Here is a 24,955-nt window from a genome sequence, read left to right as displayed (position 1 = left end):
ATCATGACGCTGATCGACGTGCTGACCAGGGCCGCGAGCGAGAACCCGGGCCAGGGCGTGGTGCACGCCGGCGACACCGTCCGCTTCACCGGGCACGCCGAACTCCTCGCCGACGCGCTGCGCATCGGCGGGGGCCTGCACGCGGCAGGCATCGGCCCGGGCGACCCGATCCTGGTGGTGGCCGACGACAGCGCCGACTTCCTCGGCCTCTTCTGGGGCGCGATCGTGGCCGGCGCGGTACCGGTCCCGCTCCCGCCCGAACCCCACCGCCTCGCCGCCGTCCACCGCCACCTCGGCCGGCCGCCGATCGCCGGCGACACCGCGACGCCCGGCGCCACCCCGCTGTCCCCCCGCGCGTTGCGGTCCGCGCTTCCCCTGCAGACCCCGGTTGCGGTACGGCCGGACGACCTCGCCTTCCTCCAGTTCTCCTCCGGCAGCACCGGCACGCCGAAAGGCGTCGAGCTGACCCACGGCAACGTGGTCGCCAACCTGGCCCAGGCCGCCCGCGCCGGACAGCTCAGCAGCGCGGACGTGTTCGTGACCTGGATGCCGTACTTCCACGACATGGGTCTGATCGGCACCCACCTGGCGCCGCTGTACGTCCGGTGCCGCCAGGTCCGCATCCCGCCGCTCACCTTCGCGAAGCGTCCCGAGACGTGGCTGCGCGTCGCTGCGGAACACCGGGCGACCGTCCTGTCGGCGGCGAATTTCGCGTTGTCCCTGGTCAACCGCCGGGTCAGCGATGCGGTTCTGGACGGCCTCGACCTGAGCAGCGTCCGGTTGCTGATGGTCGGCGCCGAACCGATCTCCCCGTCCACGTGGCGTGTCTTCGCCGATCGGCTGACGTCCCGAGCGGGGCTGCCGCCGGGGGCGATGCAGCCGGTGTACGGCCTCGCCGAGGCGACCGTGGCGGTCGCCTGCCCACCGCTGGGGGAGCGGGCGGTCCCGTTGCGGTTGTCCCGCGCCGCCCTGTCCCGTGGCGTCGCCGTGCCGGCCTCTTCCTTCACCACGCCCCACCCCACTCCGCCCCTTCTCACGTCGCCTTCCTCCCTCCGGCCTGTTACCGCCCTCGCACCCCCTGTCACCGCTCCCGCACCCCCTGTCACCGCTCCCGCACCTCCCGGCACCGCCCTCGCACCTCCCGGCACCGCCCTCGCACCTCCCGGCACCGCCCTCGCACCTCCCGGCACCGCCCTCGCACCCCCTGCCACCGCCCTCGCACCCTCCGGACCGAACGTTCTTTCTTTTGTGGAGTTCATGGACGTCGGCTATCCGGTTCCGGGCTGTGAGCTGCGCATAGTGGACGAGTTCGGCGTGGTGCTCGAGGACGGCCTCGTCGGCCACCTCCACGTGCGCGGCCCGAACGTCACCCGCGGCTACCACCGCGACCCGGAGACCACCGCGGAGGCGCGGGACGGGGAGTGGCTGCGCACCGGGGACCTGGGGTTTCTGCGGGCGGGCCGGTTGTGCGTGACCGGGCGGCACAAGGACGTGCTGTTCGTGAACGGCCGCAACTTCCACGCCGCCGACCTGGAGGAGGTGGCCGCGGCGACACCCGGGCTGGCTCCCGGGCCGCTCGCGGTGGTCGGCGCGACCGATCCGGGAACCGGCAGGGAACGGATCGCCGTGTACCTGTCGGCCACCGCCGTCCGGGCGAACCCCGCCGGGCTCACCGAGCTGGTCCGCTCCCGGGTCGCCGAGACGCTGGCGTACGACGATGTGGCGGCCGAGGTGGTTCCGAGCGGCGCGTTCACCCGTACCACCAGTGGCAAGATCCGCCGCCAACCCCTCCGCGACCGCCTGACAGCAAGCCCGCCCCCGCCGCGGGTTGTTCCTGCCGCCGTTCCTGCTGCCGCCGTTCCTGCTGCCGCCGTTCCTGCTGCCGCCGTTCCCGCTACCGCCGTTCCTGCTGCCGCTGGCCTTACCAGCGCGGCTACCATTCCTCCCGCTCCCACTAGCGCTGCTCCCGCTGACGACCTTCCCGCCGTCGGCACTCCCACTACCGCCGACACCGTTCGTGCTACCGGCAGGTTGGTTGAGCCGCCTTCGAGGGGCGTGCGGGGAAACGGTGCGGCCGCTGAGGGTGGGATTCCGGCCGGGCGCACGGAGGTGGAGCGGGTCGTTCGGGGACTGTGGGGGCGGGTGCTGCGGGTTCCCGCCGAGACGATCGGGCCGGACGACCGGTTCCTGGCGATCGGTGGATCGTCGCTGGCGGCGATGGAGGTGCTGGCGGGGTTGGAGGACGCGTTCGGGCGTACCCTCGATCCGTCCTTGTTGCGGGACTGCGCCACCGTTCCGGCCATCGCCGACCGGCTGCTCTCCCTCGGTGTCACCTCGTGTTCCACTTCAACCTTTGGTTCCGGCGTGCCCGGGAACCCGTCGCCGGAGTCCGCTGTGGCAGGTCGCTGGGGCGGGGCGGCTCAGCACGCCGTCGCGGCGGACTCGGTGGGTGGCGGGCAGGTGGCGGTCGTCGGGATGGCGTGCCGGTTTCCGGACGCGGACACGCCGGAGCGGTTCTGGGCGAACCTGGTGGCGGGGCGGGACAGCGTCACGGCGGTCACGCGCTGGCCGGGTGGGGGATTCGGGGCGTTCCTCGACGATCCGGGCCGGTTCGATGCCGGATATTTCGGGATCGCGGAGGACGAGGCCCGGCTGATGGACCCGCACGCACGGATCTTCCTGGAGCTGGCGCACGAGGCTCTGGAGCGGGCCGGGTACGCCGGTCCGCGCCGCCGGGGCCGCCGGATCGGAGTGTTCGCGGCCGTCGGGGAGAGCGGCTACCCGGAACTCGCCGCCGGAACCCCGGCCACGGGCGCACACGCGCTCACCGGGACGCTGCGGAACCTCATCGCCGCACGCGTGGCCCACCTGCTCGACCTCGGCGGCCCGGCGCTGGCCGTCGACACCGCCTGCTCGTCGGCGCTGGTCGCGTTGCACCTGGCCCGCCGCAGCCTGGCCGCCGGGGACTGCGATGTCGCCCTCGTCGGCGGCGTCAACCTGAACCTGACCGCGACCGGCGAGACGCTGCTCCGGGACGCTCAGGCGCTGTCACCGACCGGACGCTGCCGGGCGTTCGACGCGGCCGCCGACGGGTTCGTGCCGGGGGAGGGGGGAGCCGTTCTGGTCCTGACCCGGCTCGCGGAAGCCGGTGACGATCGGGTGCTGGCGGTGGTACGGGGAACGGCAGTCAACAACGACGGGCGGTCGCTGAGCCTGATGGCCCCCAATCCGCTGCGGCAGCGCGAGGTGATCGCGGCCGCCTATCGGGACAGCGGGGTCGATCCCGCGGACGTCACGTACGTGGAAGCCCACGGCACCGGGACCGCCGTCGGGGACCCGATCGAGGTGCGGTCCCTGGCCCACGCGTTCCCGCCCCGGGCCGGAGGCGGGCCGCGTCTGCTCGGATCGGTCAAGACCAACATCGGCCATCTGCTGAACGTGGCCGGGATGCCCGCCCTGGTCAAGGTGATCCTGGCGATGCAGCACAAGGAGTTGCCGCCGTCCCTGCACTACGACCGGCCGTCGTCACGCTTCGATTTGGCCGCTGCCGGGTTCGAGGTGGTCACCGAACGGCGGGGCTGGGCTGGACCGTACGTGGCAGGCGTCAACGGCTTCGGGTTCGGCGGCACGAACGCCCACGTGATCATCTCCGCCCCACCGAACAGTTCGACGGCCAACAGTTCGCCGCCGAACAGTTTGGCGGCGAACAGTTCGACTCTGCATGATTCGGCGGCGAATAGTTCGGCCTCGCATAGTTCGACGCCTGATGGGGCCGCTCCACTGCCGGGTGCTGCCGGGGCGCACCTGTTGACGCTCTCGGCGCGGTCGGCAGGCGCGCTTCGGGTGGCTGCCGGTGAACTCGCGGCCCACCTTCGGGCACAACCCGGCCTCCTGGTAGCGGATGTCTGTGCCGGGGTGGCGGCGGCTCGGGACGAAGGCCCGTACCGGACCGCGCTCCTGACCGGAAACGATCTCCCGGAGCGATTGGCCGCGGTTCGGCCCGGCCCTCCGGCCGACCGGACCGCCCGGGTGGTGTTCCTCTTCGGCGGGCAGGGCACGCAGCGTCCCGGTCAGGGTGCGGAGCTGTACGCCACCGCACCCGTGTTCCGGGCCGTCCTCGACGAGATGTCCGATGCTGCCGGTCCGATCTCCGGCCGTACCCTCGTCCAGTGGTGCACCGACCCCACCGCCCCCGCCGCCGCGTTGGCGCGGACCGAGGTGACCCAGCCGCTGGTCGTCGCGTTCGGGGTGGCGCAGGCCGCGCAGCTGACGGCCTACGGGATCCGCCCGGACGCGGTCGCCGGCCACAGCATCGGTGAGTTCGCCGCGGCGGTCTCCGCCAGCCGGCTGACCCCGATCGAAGCGGTCCTCCTGGCCGCCGAACGCGGCCGCCTCACCGCCGAACTGGCCGCCCCCGGCGCGATGCTGGCCGTCGCCGCCTCCCCCGACGACATCGCCGGTCTGCTTCCCGCGGCCGGGATCGCCGTCGGCGCCACTGGCAGGCGGCACTTCGATGTGGTGGTCGCGGCCGAGAACGCGCCGGACCGCATCGTGCTGGCCGGTTCCGTCGAGGCGATCGACCATGCTGAACGCGTTCTCGCGGACCGTGGCGTGCCCAACCGGCGGCTCGCGGTCTCGCACGCCTTCCACAGCCCCGCCATGCTGCCGATCACCGAACGGCTCGCCACTCCCGCGCCCCCGCACCGGCCGCAGACGGTTCCGCTGCTCAGCACGGTCACCGGCGACTGGAACCCGGCTTTGGACGCGTCCTACCTGGCAGCGCACGCCGTGCGCCCGGTCCGGTTCGCGGCTGCCGTGGCCCGGCTCCGTGCCGACGGGTTCGACGCGATGGTCGAGGTGGGCGGTTCGGTCACGCTTGCTTCTCTGGTACGCCGATCGCCCGCCCCCACCACCGTCGTGACCGCCGGCGCGAACGCCTCCGCGCTCCTGGCGACCGCGGGCACGCTGTGGTCACGGGGAGCGCCGCTGGACCGTACCGGCCTCGACCGCGGCACCCGTCGCGTCGACCTGCCCACCTACCCGTTCCAGCGCCGCCGCTTCTGGATCACCGACCCACCCCCGCCGGTCCTCTCCGTCCCTTCCTGGCACGACGCGCCCTTGACGGCGGCCGGGGAGGGAGTCGGCGCGGCGGCAGCCATCGAGGTGGCGGTGGCCGGGGCGCCGGTTGGTGGGCTGACCATGAGCCGGGCGGGCACCGAGGAGATGGTGGCCGGCGGGATGACGGTGACGCAGGCGGGAGCCGGGGCGGTGACCGTGATTCGGGCGGATGCCGGGGACGTGGCGGGCGCGCTCGCGGCGATCGCGGCGGCGCCTGCCGAGGGTGCCCTGCTGGTCGTCACGCGGGATCTCTGGGCCACCGGCGCGGAACGGCCGGACCCTGCGCACGCGGTCTGGGCCGGGCTCGCGATGGCGTTCGCCGATGAGAATCCGGGTGCGGGGGTACGGGTCGTCGACCTCTGTTCGGACGACGCCGAGGAGGACCGGCGGGCGGCTGTCGAACGGGAGACCGCCCGTCCACCGGGTGCCGGGCCGGCCGAGATCGTCGCTTGGCGGTCCGGGCGGCGGCTGACCAGGGTGTTCGAGCCGGTGGCACCACCGGCCGGCGGTGAGGATCTGCCGGACGGCAGCTACCTGATCGTCGGAGGGGCCGGGGCGGCGGGCGCGGAGATCGCGCGGCACCTGGCTCGCCGGGGACGGCCGCGGCTGCTGCTGGCCGGCCGTTCCGCGGAACCGGTCGCGCTCCTCGACGAGCTGCGGGGATCGGGTGCGGTCGCCGAGTACCGGGTGGCGGACGTGACCGTCCCCGAGGACGTCGCGGGACTCGTCGACGGCTGGACCTTCGACGTGGTGGTGCAAGCGGCCGGGATCGTGCGGCCGGGCAGCCTGCGGGCGAAGACACCGGAGGAGGCCGAGGCGGTGCTGGCCGCCAAGGTACGCGGGACGATCCTGCTCACCCGGGCGCTCGGCGACCGGTGTCCGCTGTTCGTCGCGCTGTCGTCGGTCTCGTCGGTGCTGCCGGGCCTGGCCGGTGCGGTCGGTGACTACGTCGCCGGGAACGTCTTCCTCGACGCGTTCGCGGCCGCTGAGCAGCCAGCCGGGCGGCGGTTCGTGGCCGTCGGGCTTCCGGCCCTCGTCGGCGGCGGTTTGGCCTCCGCGCACGCGGCGGTACGCGACGGCCTGCCGATCGAGCAGATGCCGGACGCCCTGTGGGCGGCGGTCGCCACCGGAGCCCCACACGTGCTGGTCACCCCGGTGCCACAGCCCTCAACGGCCGCCGCGGCTACCATGTCCAGCCTCGTCGCAACACGTAGCAAAGCGGCCGAGCGACAGAACGGGCCCAGGGCCGACGGAGCGGCGGCTGAGCTGGTGACGGTGGTTCGGGAGCTGCTGGCCGGGCCGCTGCGGCGGGAACCGGAGAGCATCGGCGTCGAGGAGCCGTTCCTGACGCTGGGCCTGGACTCGCTCACTGCCGTCGACCTGGTCAAGGAACTGGAGAAACGGCTCGGGCGGACGCTGTCGACGACGTTGTTCTTCGAGCACCGCACGATCGCTGAGCTGACCGCGCATCTGGCGGGACCCGAGCGGACGGTGTTCCCGTTGAGCCCGGTGCAGCGGGCGTTCGTCACGAACGGGCGGCTCTATCCGGAGGCGCCGGCCTATGCGTACGTTCGGCAGACCCTGGCCGGTCCGGTCGACGCGCAGCGGCTGGCACTGGCGTTCGCCGAGGTGGCGCGGCGGCATCCGATGCTGCGGGCGCGGATCGGCCTGGCCGGTCAGTGGTTCGAGGCGCCGGAGGACGGCCGGCCGAGCTGGTTCACGGTCGCCGAACTCACCGAGCGTGACTCGCTGGTGGAGCTGGACGCGGAGCTGCGGAACCGGCCGTTCGACCTCGAGCGGGAAGCGCCGATCAGAGCGGTCCTGGCGGGAGCGGACCTCCTGGTGGTCGTGCATCACGCGGCGGCCGACGGCTTCAGCCTCGCCGTTCTCGGGGACGAGGTCTGGGCGCACTATCGCGGGGAGACCCTGGAGGCCGCCCCGCAGCAGACGTTCGCGGACCACGAGGCGGCACGGCGGAGCCCGGTGACGACCGATCTGGATCACTGGCGGGCGGCGCTGGCCGAGTGGCCACGACTGGCACTGCCGATCGGCGGGGTGGAGGCGAGCGGGGCTTACGGCGTACAGCAAAGGGTCTTGACCGCCGCGGCAAGCCGTGCGCTGACGGCGAAGGCCCGGCAGGCGGGAGTCTCGGTCTTTCATCTGCTGCTGGCCGGGTACGTCCGGTGTCTGGCGCGCTGGAGCGGGCAGGACGTCGTGCCGGTCGCGGTGGCGCGGGCCGGGCGGGAGGCGCGGCTGCCCGGGATCGAGCGGATGGTCGGGCCGTTCGCGGACACGCTGCCGGTGCTGGCCGACGTCCGGGCCGGCGAGAGCGCGACCGGCCTGGCCGCCCGGCTGCGGGACCTCTGGCTCGTGGCGGAGCAGCACGGCAGCGTCTCGACAGTCGATCTGGCGCGGATGCTCGCGGCGGACGGGGACGGGCCGCGGACGGTCAGCCCGGCGAGTTTCAGCTTCGCGCGGTTCCCGGGAGCGGGCCGGACCGGAACGAACGTTCTGGCCACCACGGCGGGTACGGCGTCGGCGGCGACCCGGCTGGGGCTGGTCTGCTTCGAGGCGCACGGCGCGCTGCACTTCTCCTGGAACCATCCGTCAGGCGCGACCGCGGTGGCCCGGTTCGCCGACGAGCACCTCGCGGAGATGACCGAGCTGGCCGGCGGTGACATCGGGGTGGTGGCGCGGATCCGGGCGCAGGTCGCGCGTACGCCGCACGCCGTTGCCGTGCTCAGTGACGGCGACCCGCTCACCTATCGTGCGATGGACGTCGCCTCGGATCGGCTCGCCGGGCGGCTGGCGGAGACCGGGGCGCGGCGGATCGGGCTGCTCACCTCGCCAGGGGCGGCGACCGTGATCGGGCTGGTCGGGATTCTCAAGGCGGGCGCGGCGTGGGTTCCGGCCGACGCGGCGCATCCACCGGCCCGGCTGGCGAGTCAGCTGAACCGGGCGGGCGCGGGCGTGGTCGTCTGCGATCCGGGGACGCGGGACGCTGCGGAGGCGCTCGGGTCCGGGTTCACCGTGGTCGGGTTCGACGAGGAGGGTACGGGGGAGCCCGCGCCGCCGGACGACACGGCGTACGTCATCTTCACCTCCGGCTCCACCGGCCGCCCCAAGGGTGTCGCCGTCAGTCACCAGTCGATGATCAACTACTTGGACTGGGCGATCGGCACGTTCGGATACCACGCGGGCGACCGGCTGGCGCAGACCGCGTCGATCTGCTTCGACGCCTCGGTACGCCAGCTCCTCGCACCCCTACTCACCGGGGCGACAGTGGTGGCGTGGGAGCGGGACACCGTACGCGATCCCGAACTCCTCCTCGAACGCCTGCAACGGGACCGGGTCACCGTGTGGAGTTCGGTTCCGGCACTGTGGGAGCGGGTGCTGACCGCCGCCGAGAACAGCCGGCCCACCCTGAATTTGCGGTGGGTCCACGTCGGCGGCGAGGAACTGTCCCCGGCGCATGTGCGGCGCTGGTTCGACCTGTTCGGGCCGGGCCAGCGGATCACCAACCTGTACGGGCCCACCGAGACCACCATCAACGCCACCTGGCACCTGATCACCGCCCGGCCCGGCGACGACGTGGACCGGCTGCCGATCGGGCGGCCCGTCGGCGGCGCGGTCGTCGAGGTGATCGGGGCGGACGGGCTGCCGTCCGCCGAGGGCGAGATCTACATCGGTGGCGCCGGGCTGGCCGGCGGCTACCTCGACGATCCGGAACAGACGGCGGCGGCGTTCGTGGAACTCGGCGGTCGCCGCTGGTACCGCAGCGGCGACCTCGGGTTCCGGGACGCCGACGGGGTGCTGTGGTTCCGCGGGCGGGCCGACGACCAGGTGAAAATCCGCGGGTACCGGGTCGAACCCGGCGAAGCCGAAGCAGTCCTGCGCGGGCACCCGGCGGTCGAACGGGCCGTGGTCCTGGCCGACGGCGGGCGGCTCGTGGCCTGGGCGCAGTCCTCGGTGGACGGTTCCGCGCTGCGTGCCCACCTGGCGGCGCTGCTGCCGGACTATCTGGTGCCGTCGCGGATCACCGTCGTGGCGGAACTCCCGCTCACCGCCACCGGCAAGATCGACCGCGCGTCTCTCCGCGCCGCGCCGGTCACCGGTTCACCGTCCGCGCCGGTCACCGCCACCGAGCGCCTCCTCGCCGAACTCTGGCAACAGCAACTCGGCGTCGCCTCGGTCGGGCGGGACGACGACTTCTTCGCCCTGGGCGGCGATTCCATCGCGGTGCTGGAACTCTTCTCCCGGCTGAGCGAGCACCTCACGGCCTTGCCGCGGCCCACTGTCCTTTTCCGGTTGCGTACGGTCGCCGCGCTCGCCGAAGCCCTCGACTCCTCAGCATCGTCCCCCGCAGCGGGCCTGCCGTCCCCACCGCCCACCGACAGCCCCGGCGCCCCGCCGCCAGCCCCCGGCCGGTCCTCACGGCTGTCTCAACCGTCCGGAGACAGCCATGAGAGCCAGCCGGATTTCGGGGTCAGCCTCACGCAGCGCGGGTTCCTGCTGGCGGACGCGGTCGGTGTCGCGTCGACCTGGCTGGCGGCGCCACGGTTGCACGGGCCGCTCGATCGGGAACGCTTCCAGCGGGCGGTGGACCTGCTCGTCGAGCGGCATCCGATGCTGCGGACCGTGTTCCCGCGAGGCGCCCGGCCGCCCGTGCAGCGGGAGATGCCGTCGGCGCGGCTGATCGTCGGCTATCAGGCCGAACCGCGGCCGCTGGACCGGGAACTCGCGGACGAACGGGAGCACCGCTTCGACCCGGCGGAGTGGCCGCTGGTCAGGTTGCGGCTGCTCCGGTACGGCCCGGACGAACATGTCCTGCTCACCCACGCGCACCATCTGGTCGGCGACGGGTACAGCGTCGCGCTGCTGATGCGGGAACTCCTCGCCGCCTACGACGGGACGGCGCTGCCGGTGCTGCGGTCGACGTTCCGGGAGTACGTGGCCCTGCTCGACACGATCACCCCGGAACCCGCGCCGGACGACGGTGGGTCGCTGACCGCCGGAGGAGAGATCGTCACGGCCGGGTTCACGATCGGGCCGGCGGACGTGACGGCGCTCCGGGAACGGGCCGCGGCGGCGGGGACCACGGCGTTCGTGCCGGTGCTCGCCGCGTACCACCGGGCGCTCGCCGCGTACCGCCCCGACCCGGTGATCGGTGTCGCCGTGACCGGACGTGATCACGCGCTGCCGGACGTCGGCCGGCTTTTCGGGCCGTGCGCGACAGCGGTCGCGGTACGGGTTCCGGCCGGCGCCGCCCTCACCGAGGTGGCGGCGGCCGTCACCGAGGCGCGAGGGCGGACGTTCACGGCGCCGCACGGCTGGCGGTACTTCTTCACCTACCTGGACTTCGCCGCCCTCGGCGCGATGCGCGGCGAGAATCTGCGGCTGACCTGGGACGACGCCGATGCCGAGCTGGCCGTCCCGCCCGGCACCGACGTCCTGCTGGCGGCCCGCCCGGTCGACGGCGGCCTGCGCCTGACGCTGCGCGCCCGGATCCCGGCCGCCGACCTCGTCACGATCGCCGCGGACCTCGAACACTTCACCACCGTTCCCGGCGGCGAATCGCCCAAGATCCCCAAGGGGGAGGGGGCCGACAGCGGCGACGGCGGGGTGCGTGGCGGGAGTGATGTCGGCGGGGTGCTGCGTGGTGAGACCCATGACGGCGGCGAGATGCGTGGTGAAACCCACGACGGCGCCCGGGTCCGTGGCGGGAGTGATGGCGGCGGCGGGATGCGTGGTGAGATCCACGACGGCGCCCGGGTCCGTGACGGCAGTGGTGGCGGCCGGGTGCGGGGTGGGCGTGGTGCCGACAGCCGTGGTGGGAGCGGCGGGGAGGCGCTCGCCGGAGCGGAAGCCCGGCTCGATGCCGCGCTGGTCGGATATCTGCCGGGGCCTGAGCAGTGGAAAGGGCTCGCGGCGGGACTGCCCGAGCCGGTCCGGCGGATGCTTCCGGGACTCGGCCGGGAGGCGATGCGCGCGCTGCTGTTCCCGGACGGGCGGGCGCGGCTCCTGGAGAGCGTGGGAACGTCGCTGGGGCGGTCGGGGTTCGTGGCGTTGCCGCGGTTCGCGGATGAGCTCGGGCGGGCCGGGCTGGCGGAGGAGACGGCGGCGGCGGTCGATCTCGCGGCGGGGCTGGGGGCGCGGACGGTGTCGCTGGCCGGGATGATTCCGGCGCGGACGGGGTTCGGGGCGGCCGTTACGCCGTACCTCCGCAACGGGGTTGATCTGACCACCGGCCATGCCGTGACCGCGGCAGCCGTGGTGCGGACCGCGCACGCCGCGCTGGCCGCGAGAGGGCGGCGGCTGCGGGACTGTGTGGTGGCGTTCCTGGGGGTCGGTTCGATCGGGACGTCGGCGATGCGGCTGCTGCTGGCCGGGGCGGGGGAGAGGCCGGCCGGGCTGATCCTGTGCGATCTGCCGTCGGCGGCGGCCCGCCTGGAGACGCTCGCGGCGGAGGCCGGCGGAACGGTCGGGGACGACGTCTACCGCGCGGATCTGATCATCGCGGCGACCAGTGGCGGGCCCTCCACGCTGGACGTGGCGCGGCTACGCCCGGGAGCGATCGTGGTCGACGACTCGTTCCCGCACTGCTTCGACACCGGGCGGGCGCTGGCCCGGATGCGGGACCGCGGTGACGTGCTGATCGTCGGGGGCGGCCTGCTCGACTGCGGACCTCTCGAGCACACCGTCGCCGCCGGGCTGCCGCCGGTCGTGGCGGGGCTGCCGGGGGCGATCGCGTCGTGCCGGCTGGAGTCGCTGCTGCACGCGGCGGTGCCGGGGCTGCCGCTGGTCACCGGGCCGGTGGAGGCGGGGCAGGCGGTCGCGTACGGGGTCGCCCTCGACGCGGCGGGGGTGCGGGCCGCGCCGTTGCACCTACTGAACCAGCGGCTCGACACCGAAGGCGACGTCGAGGCGGTAACGGTTGCCCGCGTACCGTGACTCGCTGAGTTCGAGCGGCCGTTCGTGCTGGTCGAGGATGAGCCGTTCCTCGACCAGCAGGGCCGAGCCGAGGAGGACGCCCAGTTCCCGGGCGTCCTCCTCGGTCGCCGGCTGGGCGCCGATCGTGGCGGTGCCGCGGACCGGGGTGTGCCCGATCGTGACGAGCGCCTCGTGGACCGATTTCGACAGGTCGAAGTCGAGCAGGCCGGGGATGGTGCCGGGGTACATCGCCTTCTCGAACGCGATCGGCTCCTCGTCGGCGAAACGGACGCGGTGGATCGCGTACACGTCGCCCTTGCGCAGCCGCAGCCGGGTCGCCTCCGACGCCGTCGGCTGCCGCAGCTCCGCCACCACCACCTTGGCCCACGGCCGTCTGCCCTGCTTGCGGATCTCCTCGCTGAGCCGGATCAGATGGTCGGCGCGGCGCGGGCCGCTGGGGACGGCGACGAACGTGCCGCGGCCCGGCGCCCGGTAGACGAGGCCGTCGTTGACCAGCTGCGTCACGGCGGCGCGCGCGGTCATCCGGCTGACGCCGTGCTCGCGGGCGAGTTCCGGCTCGGACGGCAGCGGGTCGTGCGGGCGGGACTTGGCGATGAGCGCGCGCAGCGACTGTTCGATGCGGAAGTAGCGCGGCGCGAAATCGGGGTCCCCGGACATGCCGCTCACCTTACCGATCCGAACAACCTGTCTAGACAGCTACCTGTCTAGACAGCTATCCTTCGGTGCCATGAACTTCACCGTGCCGCAGATCGCGAAGATGATCGACCACTCCATCCTCCGGCCCGAGTTCACCCTCGAGGACGTGCGCGAAGGCTGCGCGATCGCCAAGAAGTACGACGTCGCCTCGGTCTGTGTCCGCCCCTGCGACGTCAGCGTCGCCGTCGACCTGCTCCGCGGCACCAACGTCGCCGTCGGCACGGTGGTCGGCTTCCCGCACGGCGACACCGCCACCGAGATCAAGATCGCCGAGACCGAGCTCGCGGTGCACCAGGGCGCCAAGGAGATCGACATGGTGCTCAACATCGGCTGGCTGCGCTCCGGCGACATCGCCGCCGTCGAGCACGAGATCGGCATGATCGTGAAGGCCGCCGGCACCGCGCACGTGAAGGTCATCCTCGAGACCGCGTACCTCACCGACGAGCAGAAACTCGCCGCCTGCTGGGCCGCCGAGCGGGCCGGCGCGGCGTTCGTGAAGACCTCCACCGGTTTCGCGCCCAAGGGCGCCACCATCGACGACCTCGCCCTGATGCGCTCCGCCGTCTCGGCGAAGGTGCAGGTCAAGGCCTCCGGCGGGGTCCGCACCCTGGACGCGATCATGGCGATGACCGCGGTCGGCGTGACGCGTTTCGGCACGTCGTCGACCGGTGAGATCCTGCAGGACCTGGCGCGGCGTCAGGTTGCGGTCTCCGGTGGTCGCGCCTGATCGTCCGGCGTACGCCGTCCCCTCCGGCACCCGGGCGGTCGAGCGCTGTCGCCGCTCGCTGAAGGCCCGGCGGTTGTCGCGGTGAGAGCCGTTCGTGAGCCGTCGCTGATCGCTGTCATGGCGTCGGCGATGCCTGTCTGAACGACGGCTGACGGACGGTCCGGCGGCGCCGCGACCGCGAGCCGTCGCTGAGACATGTTTCGCGGGTGCGGTGACCGGTGTGGGCGACGGCTCGCGAACCGGGGGTAGCGGTGAGGGCCGCATCCGCCGGGAAACCGTGGGATCGGTGGACCGCCGGCGCGCCTATGCTGGGGCGATGCTGCAGCGGTATGACGAGCGCAACGCTGATGTCCGCTACTGGGTCAACGGGGAGCTGGTGCACCGCAGCCGCCCGGGCCTGTCCCCGTTCGACTCCGTGGTCCAGGGCGGGGACGCCGTGTGGGAGGGGCTGCGGCTCTACCGGGGCGCGATCTTCGGGCTGACGGAGCACCTGGCGCGGCTGCGGCGGTCCGCGCTGGCGCTCGGTTTCGCCGAGATCCCGGCCGACGAGGCGATCGTCGAGGCGATCACGGCGACGTTGCGGGCCAACGAGATGACCGACGGGGTGCACGTACGCCTCACGCTGACCCGCGGCGTCAAGGTGACCAGCGGCATGGACCCGCGCCTCAACCGGTCGGGACCGACGCTGATCGTGCTGGCGGAGCACAAGCCGCCGGTGTACGACACCGGCGGGCTGACCCTGATCACGTCGAGTGTGCGGCGCCCGGCGCCGGACGTGCTCGATCCGAAGATCCACCACAACAATCTGCTGAACTCGATCCTCGCCAAGATCGAGGCGAACGCGGCGGGAGCGGACGACGCGCTGATGCTCGATCAGCGGGGGTTCGTCGCCGAGACCAACGCGACCCACCTGTTCGCTGTCGTGTCCGGTGGGCTGGTCACCCCGACGACGGCGGCCTGCCCGGAAGGGATCACCCGGCAGACGGTGCTGGACCTGGCGGCGGAGCACGGCGTGCCGGCGGAGGCGCGGGACGTGTCGCTGGCCGAGTTCTCCGCGGCGGACGAGGTGTTCTGCACCGGCACGATGGGCGAGATCGCCGCGGTCACCACGATCGACGGCAGGCGGATCGGCGACGGCGAGCCCGGCGAGCTGACCCGGCGGATCGCGAAGATCTATCAGGAGCATGCCGCGGCGTACGGCGTGCCGGTCCTCACCGGCTGAGACGATGGGCGGCCAGCTCCTCGTAGTAGGGGCGGGCGGCCTCGGCGAGCTGACGCAGGTGGGCGGGGACCTCGGCGGGCGACGGGTCGTACCGGGCGAAGCCGGTGGAGGTCCGCACCGCCGCGTACCAGTGCGGGGCCCAGACGCCGTCGGCCGGTCGCGGGCCGGGCGCCCAGCGCAGCATCGCCGGGTCGAACGGGATGCCGAGCGCGGCGCAGAGCAGCCGGAGCGTGTCCTCGGGGGCGCGCAGGACGTCGGCGGCGTCGACGACCGGGCCGCCGAACGTGCGGAAGATCTCCAGCTGCTGCGGGTACCCGAGGTCGTCGAGGGTGGGTTCGCCGCGGACCTTCGCGTACGAGGCGACGACGTGCCCGGGATCCCGGATCAGGAACGCGTGGGTGAGGCCGCCCAGCCACTCCCGGCCGATCCCGGGGAGCAGGTGGTGGGTCATGTGCTTCTGGTAGAAGACGGCGGGACCGCCGGGGACCGGTCCGGTCAGCGTGGCGGCCACGTCCTGCCAGCGGGTGGGCTGGGCGGCCAGGATCTCGTCCCGGCCGGGATGATCGAGCCCGGTCACGGCGAGATAGTGCGCGTACAGCGGCTCGTCGACGACGACGGTGTCGGCGCGCGAGCCGAAACTGCGCATCATCGCGGTGGAGATGTTGCGCGGACCGGACCACATCGCCACCCGGGTCGTCATCGGCCCACTGTCGCATCCCGCGCCGCTCGCCGCTGACTCAGCCCGTGGCGTCGTGCCACAGGTAGGTGGCCAGGGCCAGGGCGGCGACGGCGATGACGATGCGCAGCGGGCGTTCGGGGGTACGGCGTACCAGCGCGGGCCCGATCCAGCTGCCGATCAGGCAACCGGCGCCGAGCAGCAGGGCGGCCGCCCAGTTGACCGGGGCGATCACGGCGTACAGGACGGCGGCGGCGAAGTTCGAGGCGCAGAGGACGACGCTCTTGACCGCGTTCGTCACGGCCAGCGGCTCGACCACCGACATCGACATCACCGCCAGCATGAGCACGCCGGCGGCCGCGCCGAAGTAGCCGCCGTAGATGCCGATCAGGAACACCGCGAGACCCAGCGGCGGCTGCCCGAAGCGGGCTCCCGGCCGGGTGTACCAGGTGCGCAGCCGATCACGCAGCAGCAGCACGACGGCGGCCAGCGCGATCAGCAGCGGCACCACCCGCTCGAACACGGCGGTGGTGGTGTTCATCAGCAGGACGGCGCCGGCGGTGCCGCCGAGCAGCGCGTACAGGCTCTGGCGCAGGATCCGGCGACCCTGGCCGCGCAACTCCAGGCGGGAGCCGGCGGCCGACCCGGCGCCGCTGGCGAGCAGGCCCACCGAGTTGGTCACGTTGGCGGCGATCGGCGGGAGCCCGACCGCCAGCAGCGTCGGGTAGCTGACGAGGGACGCCAGCCCGGCCATCGAGCCGGTCAGCCCGGACCCGACACCACCGGCGACGAGCAGCGCCGCATGATCGAGATCCACCCTCCGAGTCTGAAGCGTTTCAGCCCGTTGCCGGCCGGCGGAACGCTGTCGCCTTCGTCACGTGCCGCTCCCGGCGCACGGTTTCTTCGACCCTTTTCCGGTACGGGCCACGAAGGTCCCGTGACTCGCGGCGGCCCCGGCAGGCGTGCCCGGACTGTGGTCCCCGGCCACCGGCTCATGCATGCCCCTCGCGGTCACCTCGCGGCTGGTTCCGAGGGCTGTCTCAGCCCGGCTGAGACAGCCCTCGGAACCAGCCGGAGAACCGCAACCCCGCCGGCCCGGGCCACAAGCAGGGCCGGGGCGCTGCCGCGGCGAGGGGGTGGTGTCAGGGCAGGAAGAGGGGCATGGCGCGGGTGAGCATGGGACGCCAGTCGGGCAGCGGGGCGACGCCGGTGCCGGCCCAGCGGGCGTGACTCAGGACGCTGTAGGCGGGGCGGCGGGCCGGGCGGGGGAAACGGTCGCTGGTGGTGGGGCGGATCCGGTCGGGGTCGAGGCCGGCCTCGACGAAGACGGCGCGGGCCAGCCCGAACCAGGTGGTGGAGCCGGACGCGGTGCCGTGGTAGGCGCCGGGGGCGGCCCGGCCGGCCACGGCGGCGTGGGCCAGGTCGACCAGCAGTTCGGCCAGCGCGTACGACCAGGTGGGCTGGCCGGTCTGGTCGTCGACGACGTCGAGGGTGTCGCGGTCGGCGGCCAGGCGCAGCATGGTCCGGACGAAGTTGGGGCCGTGCTCGCCGTAGAGCCAGGCGGTGCGGACCAGGTAGCCCCCGCTGTCGAGCACCGCCCGCTCACCGATCGCCTTGCCCCTGCCGTAGGCGCTGATCGGGGCGTGCGGCGCGTCCTCGGGGTACGGCGAGGTCGCGAAGCCGTCGAAGACGTAGTCGGAGGAGACGTGGACGAGGCGCTTCCCGGCCTCGGCGGCGAGCAGGGCGACGCCGTGGCCGTTGACCGCGGCGGCGGCCTCCTCCTCGGTCTCGGCACGGTCGACGTCGGTCCAGGCGGCCGCGTTGAGCACGATGTCGGCGCCGGCGACGGCCGCGCGGACCTGCTCGGGCGAGGTGATGTCCAGGTCGGCGCGGGTGGCGGCGACCACGCCGGTCTCACCGTGTTCGGCGAGGACCCGTTGCAGGTCGCGGCCGAGCATGCCGCCGGCGCCGGTGATGAGCCACCGCAGGCGGGCGGAGGCCGGGGGGACCGCGGTGGCCATCAGAGGCCGGCCCGGGACTTCAGCGGCTCCCACCAGGCGCGGTTGTCGCGGTACCAGGCGACGGTGGCGGCCAGGCCCTCGTCCAGGGTGACCTGGGGGGCGTACCCCAGCTCGTTCTGGATCTTGGTGATGTCGAGGGAGTAGCGGCGGTCGTGGCCCTTGCGGTCGGTGACCGGGCGCACCATGTCCCAGCCGGCGCCGCAGGCCTCGAGGAGCCGTTCGGTGAGTTGCCGGTTGCTCAGCTCGGTGCCGCCGCCGATGTTGTAGACCTCGCCGGACCGGCCCTTCTCGAGGACCAGCTGGATGCCCCGGCAGTGGTCCTCGACGTGCAGCCAGTCGCGGATGTTGCCGCCGTCGCCGTAGAGCGGGACCGGCCGGCCGTCGAGCAGGTTGGTGACGAACAGCGGGATGACCTTCTCCGGGAACTGGTGGTGCCCGTAGTTGTTGGAGCAGCGGGTCACCACCACGTCCATGCCGTGGGTGCGGTGGGCGGCGAGGGCGAGCAGGTCCGATCCGGCTTTGGAGGCGGCGTACGGCGAGTTCGGCGCCAGTGGCCACGTCTCGGTCCAGGAGCCCTCGTCGATCGACCCGTACACCTCGTCGGTGGAGACGTGCACGAACCGGCCGACACCGGCCTCGCGGGCGGCGTCGAGCAGGATCTGCGTCCCGAGGACGTTCGTGGTGACGAACGGCAATGCGCCCGAAATAGACCGGTCCACGTGTGATTCTGCCGCGAAATGCACGATCGCGTCGTGTCCCGGAAGCAGCTCGCGGAGTAGCCCGGAATCGGAGATGTCGCCCTGGACGAATCGCAGTCGGGAATCCGACAGGGGCAGGTTGGCGCGATTGCCCGAATAGGACAACAGATCCAGAACGGTCACCGACGAGCCGGTCGCGCCAGCGTACTCGTCCTGCAAGAGGGCCCTGACGTAGGCCGATCCGATGAAACCGGCACCACCGGTCACGAAAATCTGCACGAGTGGCGAGTGTAGACGTTCATCGGCCCCGATTAGGGTCGCCCGGTGCGCGGAATTCTTCTCGCCGGAGGTACCGGTTCCAGGCTCTGGCCGATCACCATGGCCATGTCCAAACAGTTGATGCCCATCTTCGACAAGCCGATGGTCTACTACCCACTGAGCACTCTGGTGTCGGCCGGGATCCAGGAGATCCTGGTGATCACCACGCCGGAGGACCAGCCGCACTTCCAGCGCCTGCTGGGGGACGGCAGCCGGTTCGGTCTCGACCTGACCTACGCGGCGCAGCCGAAGCCGGACGGGATCGCCCAGGCGTTCCGGATCGGCGCGGACTTCATCGGTGACGATCCGGTGGCCCTGATCCTCGGCGACAACATCTTCCACGGTGTGAACAGTTTCACCGAGCCGTCCGGCGGGCGGGTCTTCGCCTACCCGGTGGCCGACCCGGAGCGGTACGGCGTGGTCGAGTTCGACGACACCGGCCGCGTGCTGTCCATCGAGGAGAAACCCGACCGCCCGAAGTCGACGTACGTGGTGCCGGGACTCTATTTCTACGACGCGGACGTGGTGAAGATCGCCGATCAGCTGGAGCCCAGCGCGCGTGGCGAATTGGAGATCACCGCGGTGAACGAGGAGTATCTGCGCCAGGGCCGGCTCGATGTGACGGTGCTGGACCGGGGCACGGTCTGGCTGGACACCGGCACGTTCCAGTCGATGGTGCAGGCCTCGGAATACGTTCGGGTGATCGAGGAGCGGCAGGGTTTGAAGATCGGCTGTGTGGAGGAGGCGGCCTGGCGGGCCGGCTTCATCACCGACGAGCAGCTGCGCGAGCTGGCGCAGCCGTTGCTGAAGAGCGGGTACGGCCAGTACCTCCTCCGGCTGCTGGACGGTGGTCTGCGATGAAGATCCGTCCGTTGACGATCGAGGGCGCCTTCGAGATCACTCCGGTGCAGCACGGCGACGCCCGCGGCCGGTTCATGGAGTGGTACCGGTTCGATCACCTCGCCGAGGCGGTCGGGCATCCGCTCGACCTGGCCCAGGCGAACCTGTCGACCTCGGCCCGCGGTGTGGTCCGCGGCATCCACTTCGCCGACGTGCCGCCCGGCCAGGCGAAGTACGTGACGTGTGTGGCCGGCGCGATCATCGACGTGATCGTGGATCTGCGGACCGGTTCGCCCACGTTCGGGGCGTGGGAGGCGGTGCGCCTGGACGACGAGGACCGGCGGGCCGTCTATCTCGCCGAGGGTCTGGGTCACGGGTTCTGCGCGCTGAGTGAGGGCGCCACGGTGGCGTACCTCTGCTCGTCGAGCTATCAGCCGGGACGTGAGCACGGGGTGCATCCGCTGGATCCGCGGCTGGGCATTGCCTGGCCGGTGGAGGACCCCGTACTGTCCGCCAAGGACGCCGAGGCGCCGACGCTGGCAGAGGCCGTGGAGAACGGTCTGCTGCCTCGTTTTGACGTTTGTAACGAGTTCGTCGAATCATTGCGTCGGATTGACGACAGTCGATAGTCGAGAATGTCCGAAAATCCTCTTTGGACAGCTTGCGCCGTATCGGTTCCCGGCATCCTCCGAATCGTCATCGCTGTCGAACGGAAAGCTGTAGCGCGGGCCGTGCCGCATTGAGAGTCTGTCTCATGTGTCCCATGGGTTTCCCTCGTGGGACGTTTCCGGTGCCGTCCAGTGCCGGAACGAGTGGTCATGAATCGGTTGCAACGCTGATGGGGGCAGAGGCGTGCAGACAATTGAATCCGTGGAGACCGTGGACCTGGCGGCCACGGCCTCCCAGCTCAAGGCCCGGTCCCGGGCCAGCCGCGCTCGATCCGGATGGCAGAGCCGGTACGCCCTGACCCTCTATCTCATAGACTTCGTGGTCGGTCTGAGCGCGGCCTCGTGGGCGCTGCTGCTGCGGTTCGGCGCGGACAGCGTCTCGAGTCATCAGCGCGACTATCTTCTGCTCACGCTGGTCTTCCCGGTCGCCTGGATCGCCTGCCTGATCTTCAACCGGGCGTACGAGTCCCGCCACCTCTTCGTCGGCACCGAGGAGTACGCCCGGGTATTCCGTGCCGGATTGGCGCTCACCGCCGCTCTCGCCATCGTCTCGTTCGCTTTCGATCTCCGGCTGGCCCGCGGTTACGTGCTGATCGCGATGCCGCTGGCGATCCTGGTGGACCTCGGCGCCCGGTATGTGTTCCGGCAGCGTCTGCACCGCGCCTGGGGCCGCGGCCAGCGGCTGAACCGGGTGGTCCTGGTCGGCCACGAGCGTGCTGTCGTCGACACCACCCGCCGGCTCAGCCGGGAGCGCTACCACGGTCTCGGCGTGATCGGCGCCTGCCTGCCGCCCGGCCCCCGGACCAGCGCGGTCGCCGGGCTGCCGCCGGTGTACGGCTCGTTCGACGACGTGGCCACCGCTGTCGCCCGCTCCGACGCCGACACCGTGGTCGTGCTCTCCTGCCCGGAGATCGACGGCCCGGCCCTGCGCCGTCTCGCCTGGCAGCTGGAACGCGACGACATCGACCTGATCGTGGCCAGCACCCTGGTCGACGTGGCCGGCGACCGGACCACCATCCGGCCGGTCGACGGCCTGCCGATGCTGCACGTCGAGCATCCGCGGCTCAAGGGCAGCGCCCGCGCGGTCAAGGAGGTCTTCGACCGGGTCGGCGCGCTGATGCTGCTGATGCTCGCCTCGCCGGCCCTCGCGGTGGTCTCGGCCCTGGTCCGGTTCGGCAAGGGCGGGCGCGGCCCGGTGATCTTCCAGCAGGAGCGGGTCGGCAAGGACGGCAAGCCGTTCACGCTCTACAAGTTCCGGACCATGCAGGTCGACGCCGAGGCGAAGCTGTTCGAGCTCGGCGACCTCAACGACCACGACGGGGCGCTGTTCAAGATGCGGGAGGATCCGCGGATCACCCCGGTCGGCAAGTGGCTGCGCCGGTTCTCCGTCGACGAGCTGCCCCAGCTGATGAACGTGGTGAAGGGTGACATGTCGCTGGTCGGGCCGCGCCCGCCGCTGGCCCGCGAGGTCGCCGACTATCCGGCCGACATGCGCCGCCGGCTCGTGGTCAAGCCCGGGCTGACCGGCCTGTGGCAGGTGTCCGGCCGCTCCGACCTGTCCTGGGAGGAGTCGATCCGGCTCGACCTGAGCTACGTGGAGAACTGGTCGCTCGCCATGGACCTGGCCATTCTGTTCCGTACCGTCAGCGCGGTGGTGCGCAGTTCGGGGGCTTACTGATGCGCGTCACCGTGATCGGCACCGGCTACCTCGGCGCCACCCACGCGATCTGCATGGCCGTGATGGGCTACGACGTTCTCGGCGTCGACGTCGACGCGTCGAAGGTCGACAAGCTGAACGCCGGGCAGGTGCCGTTCTTCGAGCCCGGCCTGCCGGAGCTGCTGACCAAGGCCCTGGAGTCCGGGCGGCTGCGGTTCACCACCTCGTTCGCCGAGGCCGGCGAGTTCGGCGACGTGCACTTCGTGTGCGTGGGCACGCCGCAGCAGAAGGGCTCCGGAGCCGCCGACCTGACGTACGTGGACGCGGCCGTCACCGCGCTCGCGCCGTACCTGACCCGCCGGGTCCTGGTGGTCGGCAAGTCGACCGTCCCGGTCGGCACCGCGGCCCGCCTCGCCGGCCTGCTGCGCGACCTCGCGCCCGCCGGGGAGCAGGTGGAGCTGGCATGGAACCCGGAGTTCCTGCGCGAGGGCTTCGCCGTCGACGACACCATGAAACCCGACCGGATGGTCTTCGGGGTCACCTCGGCGTGGGCCGAGCAGCGGCTGCGCGAGGCGTTCGAGCCGGTGCTGGCCCAGGGCGTGCCGGTGAAGGTCACCGACCTGCAGACCGCCGAGCTGGTCAAGGTCGCCGCCAACTCGTTCCTGGCCACCAAGATCTCCTACATCAACGCGATGGCCGAGATCTGCGAGGCGACCGGCGCCGACGTGCACGACCTGGCCGAGGCGCTGGCCTACGACGAGCGGATCGGCGGGAAGTTCCTGCGCCCCGGCCTCGGGTTCGGCGGCGGGTGCCTGCCCAAGGACATCCGCGCCTTCGCGTACCGGGCCGAGGAACTCGGGGTCGGGCAGGCCGTCGGGTTCCTGCGCGAGATCGACGGGATCAACCGGCGCCGCCGGGCCCGTACGGTCGACATGGTCGTGGAGATCTGCGGCGGCGACGTGGCCGGCAAGCGGATCGCCGCGCTCGGCGCGGCGTTCAAGCCCAACTCCGACGACATCCGGGACGCGCCCGCGCTCGACGTGGCCGCCACGTTGCGGGCCGCCGGGGCGGACGTCGTCGTCTACGACCCGGCCGCGATGGACAACGCCCGGCGGGCCCACCCCGAGCTGGCGTACGCGACCAGCGCCCTGGACGCCGCCCGCGACGCCGACGTCGTGGTGCTGCTGACCGAGTGGAACGAGTTCCGGGAGATCCAGCCGTCCGCGATGGCCGCGGTGGTGGGACGCCTCAAGATCGTCGACGGCCGGCACGCCCTCGACCCGTCCAGCTGGCGCGCCGCCGGCTGGGAATACCGGGCCCTCGGCCGGCCCGCCGTGCAAGGAGCGTAAGAGACAGTGAAGATATCCGTGGTCCGCCCGGACGAGCTGGGCCCCGGTGAGCTGGCCGCCTGGCGTCAGTTCCAGAAGGACCAGCCGGTTCTGCAGAACCCGTTCCTGGCGCCCGAGTTCACCGTGGCCGTCGCCCGGCAACGCCCGGCCGCCCGGGTCGCCGTGCTGGAGGACGACGGCGGCCTCGCCGGGTTCTTCCCCTTCGAGGTGCGCAACCGGGTGGTCGGGGTGCCGGTCGGCGCCGGGATCAGCGACTGCCAGGGACTCGTCCACCGGGCCGGCCTGGAATGGGACGCGATCGGGCTGCTGCGGGCCTGCCGCCTGCCGGTGTGGGAGTTCGACCATCTGATGGCCGGGCAGCTGCCGTTCCAGCGGTTCCACACCGAGCGCACCGGGTCGCCGCTGATGAACCTGCGGGACGGCTATGCCGCGTACGTCGAGAATCGCAACTCCGCCGGTGACGTCGTCAAGCAGACGCTGCGCAAGCAGCGCAAGATGGCCCGGGAGGTCGGCGACGAGCGGTTCGTCTGGGACGACCGGGACCCGGCCGCGCTGGCCGCGTTGCGGGCCTGGAAGGGCGCGCAGTACCGGCGCACCCAGCAGTACGACAGGTTCACCACGCCATGGATCGAGGGCGTGCTGGAGGAGTTGCTGGCCTCGGAGTCCGGCGACTGCCGGGCGGTGGTGTCGACGGTCTACGCCGGGGACCGGCCGGTCGCCGCGCACCTGGGACTGCGCAGCCAGTCGGTGCTCGCCTACTGGTTCCCGTCGTACGACGCCGACCTGTCCCGCTACTCCGCCGGCATCCTGCTGTGCCTGCGGATGGCCGAGGCCGGCGCGGCCGACGGCATCGAGTCGATCGACCTCGGCAAGTCCGAGGCGCTGTACAAGACCCGGCTGATGAACGACGAGACGCCGGTGGCGGCCGGGCGGGTCGGCCGCTCGTGGACGGTGACGGCGGTACGCCGTACCCAATCCGCGGTGTCCCGATCGGTCAAGCAGGGCGCACTGGGAGAGAAGCTCAAGAGCGGGCGCACCGGACGGGTGCTCCGCGGACTGAAGGCGAGGCTGGCCGCCCGATGACGGTTCTGGTGGCGGTCGTCACCTACAACAGCGAACGGCTGATCGCCGACCTCGTGGACGGGCTGCGGGTGGGCCTGGCCGGGGTGAAGTGGCACATGACGGTCGCCGACAACGACTCCAAGGACGGCAGCGTGGCGGCGGTGCGCCGGCACGCGCCGGAGGCGACGGTGGTCGAGATGGGACGCAACGCGGGGTACGCGGCCGGCATCAACGCCGCGGTCGCCGCCTCGCCGGCCCACGACGCGATCCTCGTGCTCAACCCGGACGTGCGGCTCGGTCCGGGGTGCATCGCCCGGCTGCTGGAGGCGCTGAAGGAGCCCGGCACCGGGGTCGCGGTGCCGAACATCGTCGACGGCGACGGCGCGCTGATCTACACCCAGCGCCGGGAGCCGAGCGTGCTGCGGGCCCTCGGCGACGCGGTCCTCGGCGCCCGCCGGGCCGGCCGGTTCCCGCTGCTCGGCGAGGTGGTCGCGGACGAGCGGCTGTACGCGGCGGAGCGGTTCACCGACTGGGCCGAGGGCTCCACCATGCTGATCAGCGCCGCCTGCTGGGAGCGGTGCGGGCCGTGGGACGAGTCGTACTTCCTCTACTCCGAGGAGACCGACTTCTCGTTGCGGGCCCGCGACGCCGGCCTGGGCACGCGGTACGTGCCGGACGCGCACGCCGTGCACCTGGAGGGCGACTCGCGGGTGTCGCCGGGGCTGTGGGCGCTGCTGACCCTCAACAAGGTGCGGCTGTTCCGGCGGCGGCACGGGCGGGTCCGGGCCGGCGCGTTCTGGGCCGCGCTGCTGCTGCGCGAGTCCAGCCGGGCGGCCCTCGGCAAACGGCCCAGCCGGGCGGCCGCCCGCGATCTGCTGAGCCCGTCGCGGTTGCGCGAGAGGCCGGGCCCGGCCAGCGTCGTACGGTCGTGACCCGCCCGCCGCCGGGCAGG

14 protein-coding genes are annotated in these 24,955 nt (G+C 72.5%); 9 read left to right on the top strand and 5 right to left on the bottom strand.

Going from position 1 to position 24,955, the window contains the following annotated elements; translation table 11 throughout:
• Window positions 1-3 precede the first annotated feature (3 nt).
• On the top strand, window positions 4-12,069 hold the full coding sequence (locus tag ACZ3II_RS32230) for an amino acid adenylation domain-containing protein (RefSeq protein WP_465522382.1): 12,066 nt from the start codon (window positions 4-6) through the stop codon (window positions 12,067-12,069).
• Here ACZ3II_RS32230 and ACZ3II_RS32225 read toward each other — a convergent pair.
• Window positions 12,004-12,726 (bottom strand): GntR family transcriptional regulator, encoded by a 723-nt coding sequence (locus ACZ3II_RS32225; RefSeq protein ID WP_465522380.1) that lies wholly within the window; start codon window positions 12,724-12,726, stop codon window positions 12,004-12,006. The genes ACZ3II_RS32230 and ACZ3II_RS32225 overlap by 66 nt on opposite strands.
• Window positions 12,727-12,796: 70 nt before the next feature.
• On the opposite strand from ACZ3II_RS32225, the gene deoC reads away from it, so the two are divergent.
• Together deoC and ACZ3II_RS32215 are read left to right on the top strand one after the other, a co-directional pair.
• Window positions 12,797-13,492 (top strand): deoxyribose-phosphate aldolase, encoded by a 696-nt coding sequence (gene deoC / locus ACZ3II_RS32220; protein WP_465522378.1) that lies wholly within the window; start codon window positions 12,797-12,799, stop codon window positions 13,490-13,492.
• Between the two features lie 316 nt (window positions 13,493-13,808).
• Window positions 13,809-14,714, top strand: a complete 906-nt coding sequence (locus tag ACZ3II_RS32215) for an aminotransferase class IV (RefSeq protein ID WP_465522376.1) — start codon at window positions 13,809-13,811, stop codon at window positions 14,712-14,714.
• Here ACZ3II_RS32215 and ACZ3II_RS32210 read toward each other — a convergent pair.
• The 4 genes from ACZ3II_RS32210 to rfbB form a co-directional block, all read right to left on the bottom strand.
• The gene (locus ACZ3II_RS32210) at window positions 14,704-15,414 is read right to left on the bottom strand and encodes a sulfotransferase-like domain-containing protein (RefSeq protein ID WP_465522374.1); all 711 of its coding nucleotides are present in this window, start codon (window positions 15,412-15,414) and stop codon (window positions 14,704-14,706) included. The genes ACZ3II_RS32215 and ACZ3II_RS32210 overlap by 11 nt on opposite strands.
• A 37-nt stretch (window positions 15,415-15,451) precedes the next feature.
• A complete protein-coding gene (locus ACZ3II_RS32205) occupies window positions 15,452-16,207 on the bottom strand; it encodes a sulfite exporter TauE/SafE family protein (RefSeq protein ID WP_465522372.1) in 756 nt (251 codons plus the stop codon).
• A 325-nt stretch (window positions 16,208-16,532) separates the two neighbouring features.
• Window positions 16,533-17,411, bottom strand: coding sequence for a dTDP-4-dehydrorhamnose reductase (gene rfbD / locus ACZ3II_RS32200; protein ID WP_465522370.1), 879 nt, complete (start codon window positions 17,409-17,411; stop codon window positions 16,533-16,535).
• Window positions 17,411-18,388: a dTDP-glucose 4,6-dehydratase gene (gene rfbB, locus ACZ3II_RS32195; RefSeq protein WP_465522368.1), complete on the bottom strand. Its 978-nt coding sequence runs from the start codon at window positions 18,386-18,388 to the stop codon at window positions 17,411-17,413. The genes rfbD and rfbB overlap by 1 nt, the downstream gene beginning before the upstream one ends.
• A gap of 45 nt (window positions 18,389-18,433) precedes the next feature.
• Between rfbB and rfbA the strand changes: the two genes are divergently transcribed.
• The 6 genes from rfbA to ACZ3II_RS32165 all read left to right on the top strand — a co-directional run bounded on the left by rfbA (window position 18,434) and on the right by ACZ3II_RS32165 (window position 24,935).
• Window positions 18,434-19,288 (top strand): glucose-1-phosphate thymidylyltransferase RfbA, encoded by an 855-nt coding sequence (gene rfbA / locus ACZ3II_RS32190; protein ID WP_465522366.1) that lies wholly within the window; start codon window positions 18,434-18,436, stop codon window positions 19,286-19,288.
• On the top strand, window positions 19,285-19,896 hold the full coding sequence (gene rfbC / locus ACZ3II_RS32185) for a dTDP-4-dehydrorhamnose 3,5-epimerase (RefSeq protein ID WP_465522364.1): 612 nt from the start codon (window positions 19,285-19,287) through the stop codon (window positions 19,894-19,896). Before rfbA ends, rfbC begins: the two co-directional genes overlap by 4 nt.
• Window positions 19,897-20,137: 241 nt before the next feature.
• Entirely contained in the window at window positions 20,138-21,613 is a 1,476-nt protein-coding gene (locus ACZ3II_RS32180; RefSeq protein WP_465522362.1) for a sugar transferase, read from the top strand.
• Window positions 21,613-22,941 (top strand): UDP-glucose dehydrogenase family protein, encoded by a 1,329-nt coding sequence (locus tag ACZ3II_RS32175; protein WP_465522360.1) that lies wholly within the window; start codon window positions 21,613-21,615, stop codon window positions 22,939-22,941. The genes ACZ3II_RS32180 and ACZ3II_RS32175 overlap by 1 nt, the downstream gene beginning before the upstream one ends.
• Before the next feature lie 6 nt (window positions 22,942-22,947).
• Window positions 22,948-24,024 (top strand): GNAT family N-acetyltransferase, encoded by a 1,077-nt coding sequence (locus ACZ3II_RS32170; RefSeq protein ID WP_465522358.1) that lies wholly within the window; start codon window positions 22,948-22,950, stop codon window positions 24,022-24,024.
• Window positions 24,021-24,935: a glycosyltransferase gene (locus ACZ3II_RS32165; protein WP_465522356.1), complete on the top strand. Its 915-nt coding sequence runs from the start codon at window positions 24,021-24,023 to the stop codon at window positions 24,933-24,935. Before ACZ3II_RS32170 ends, ACZ3II_RS32165 begins: the two co-directional genes overlap by 4 nt.
• Window positions 24,936-24,955 lie beyond the last annotated feature (20 nt).

The sequence above is a fragment of the Actinoplanes sp. NPDC019969 genome, assembly GCF_055562375.1.
Note: the sequence above shows the minus strand (reverse complement) of the source record. Positions and strands in the feature narration are given on the sequence as shown.

What these genes read in the sequence shown, in the direction of transcription:
- rfbD (WP_465522370.1), bottom strand. Translation starts at nt 17,411, where the DNA reads ATGGCCACCGCGGTCCCCCCGGCCTCCGCCCGCCTGCGGTGGCTCATC.
- deoC (WP_465522378.1), top strand. Translation starts at nt 12,797, where the DNA reads ATGAACTTCACCGTGCCGCAGATCGCGAAGATGATCGACCACTCCATC.
- ACZ3II_RS32215 (WP_465522376.1), top strand. Translation starts at nt 13,809, where the DNA reads ATGCTGCAGCGGTATGACGAGCGCAACGCTGATGTCCGCTACTGGGTC.
- ACZ3II_RS32175 (WP_465522360.1), top strand. Translation starts at nt 21,613, where the DNA reads ATGCGCGTCACCGTGATCGGCACCGGCTACCTCGGCGCCACCCACGCG.
- ACZ3II_RS32210 (WP_465522374.1), bottom strand. Translation starts at nt 15,414, where the DNA reads ATGACGACCCGGGTGGCGATGTGGTCCGGTCCGCGCAACATCTCCACC.
- ACZ3II_RS32225 (WP_465522380.1), bottom strand. Translation starts at nt 12,726, where the DNA reads ATGTCCGGGGACCCCGATTTCGCGCCGCGCTACTTCCGCATCGAACAG.
- ACZ3II_RS32230 (WP_465522382.1), top strand. Translation starts at nt 4, where the DNA reads ATGACGCTGATCGACGTGCTGACCAGGGCCGCGAGCGAGAACCCGGGC.
- ACZ3II_RS32165 (WP_465522356.1), top strand. Translation starts at nt 24,021, where the DNA reads ATGACGGTTCTGGTGGCGGTCGTCACCTACAACAGCGAACGGCTGATC.
- rfbC (WP_465522364.1), top strand. Translation starts at nt 19,285, where the DNA reads ATGAAGATCCGTCCGTTGACGATCGAGGGCGCCTTCGAGATCACTCCG.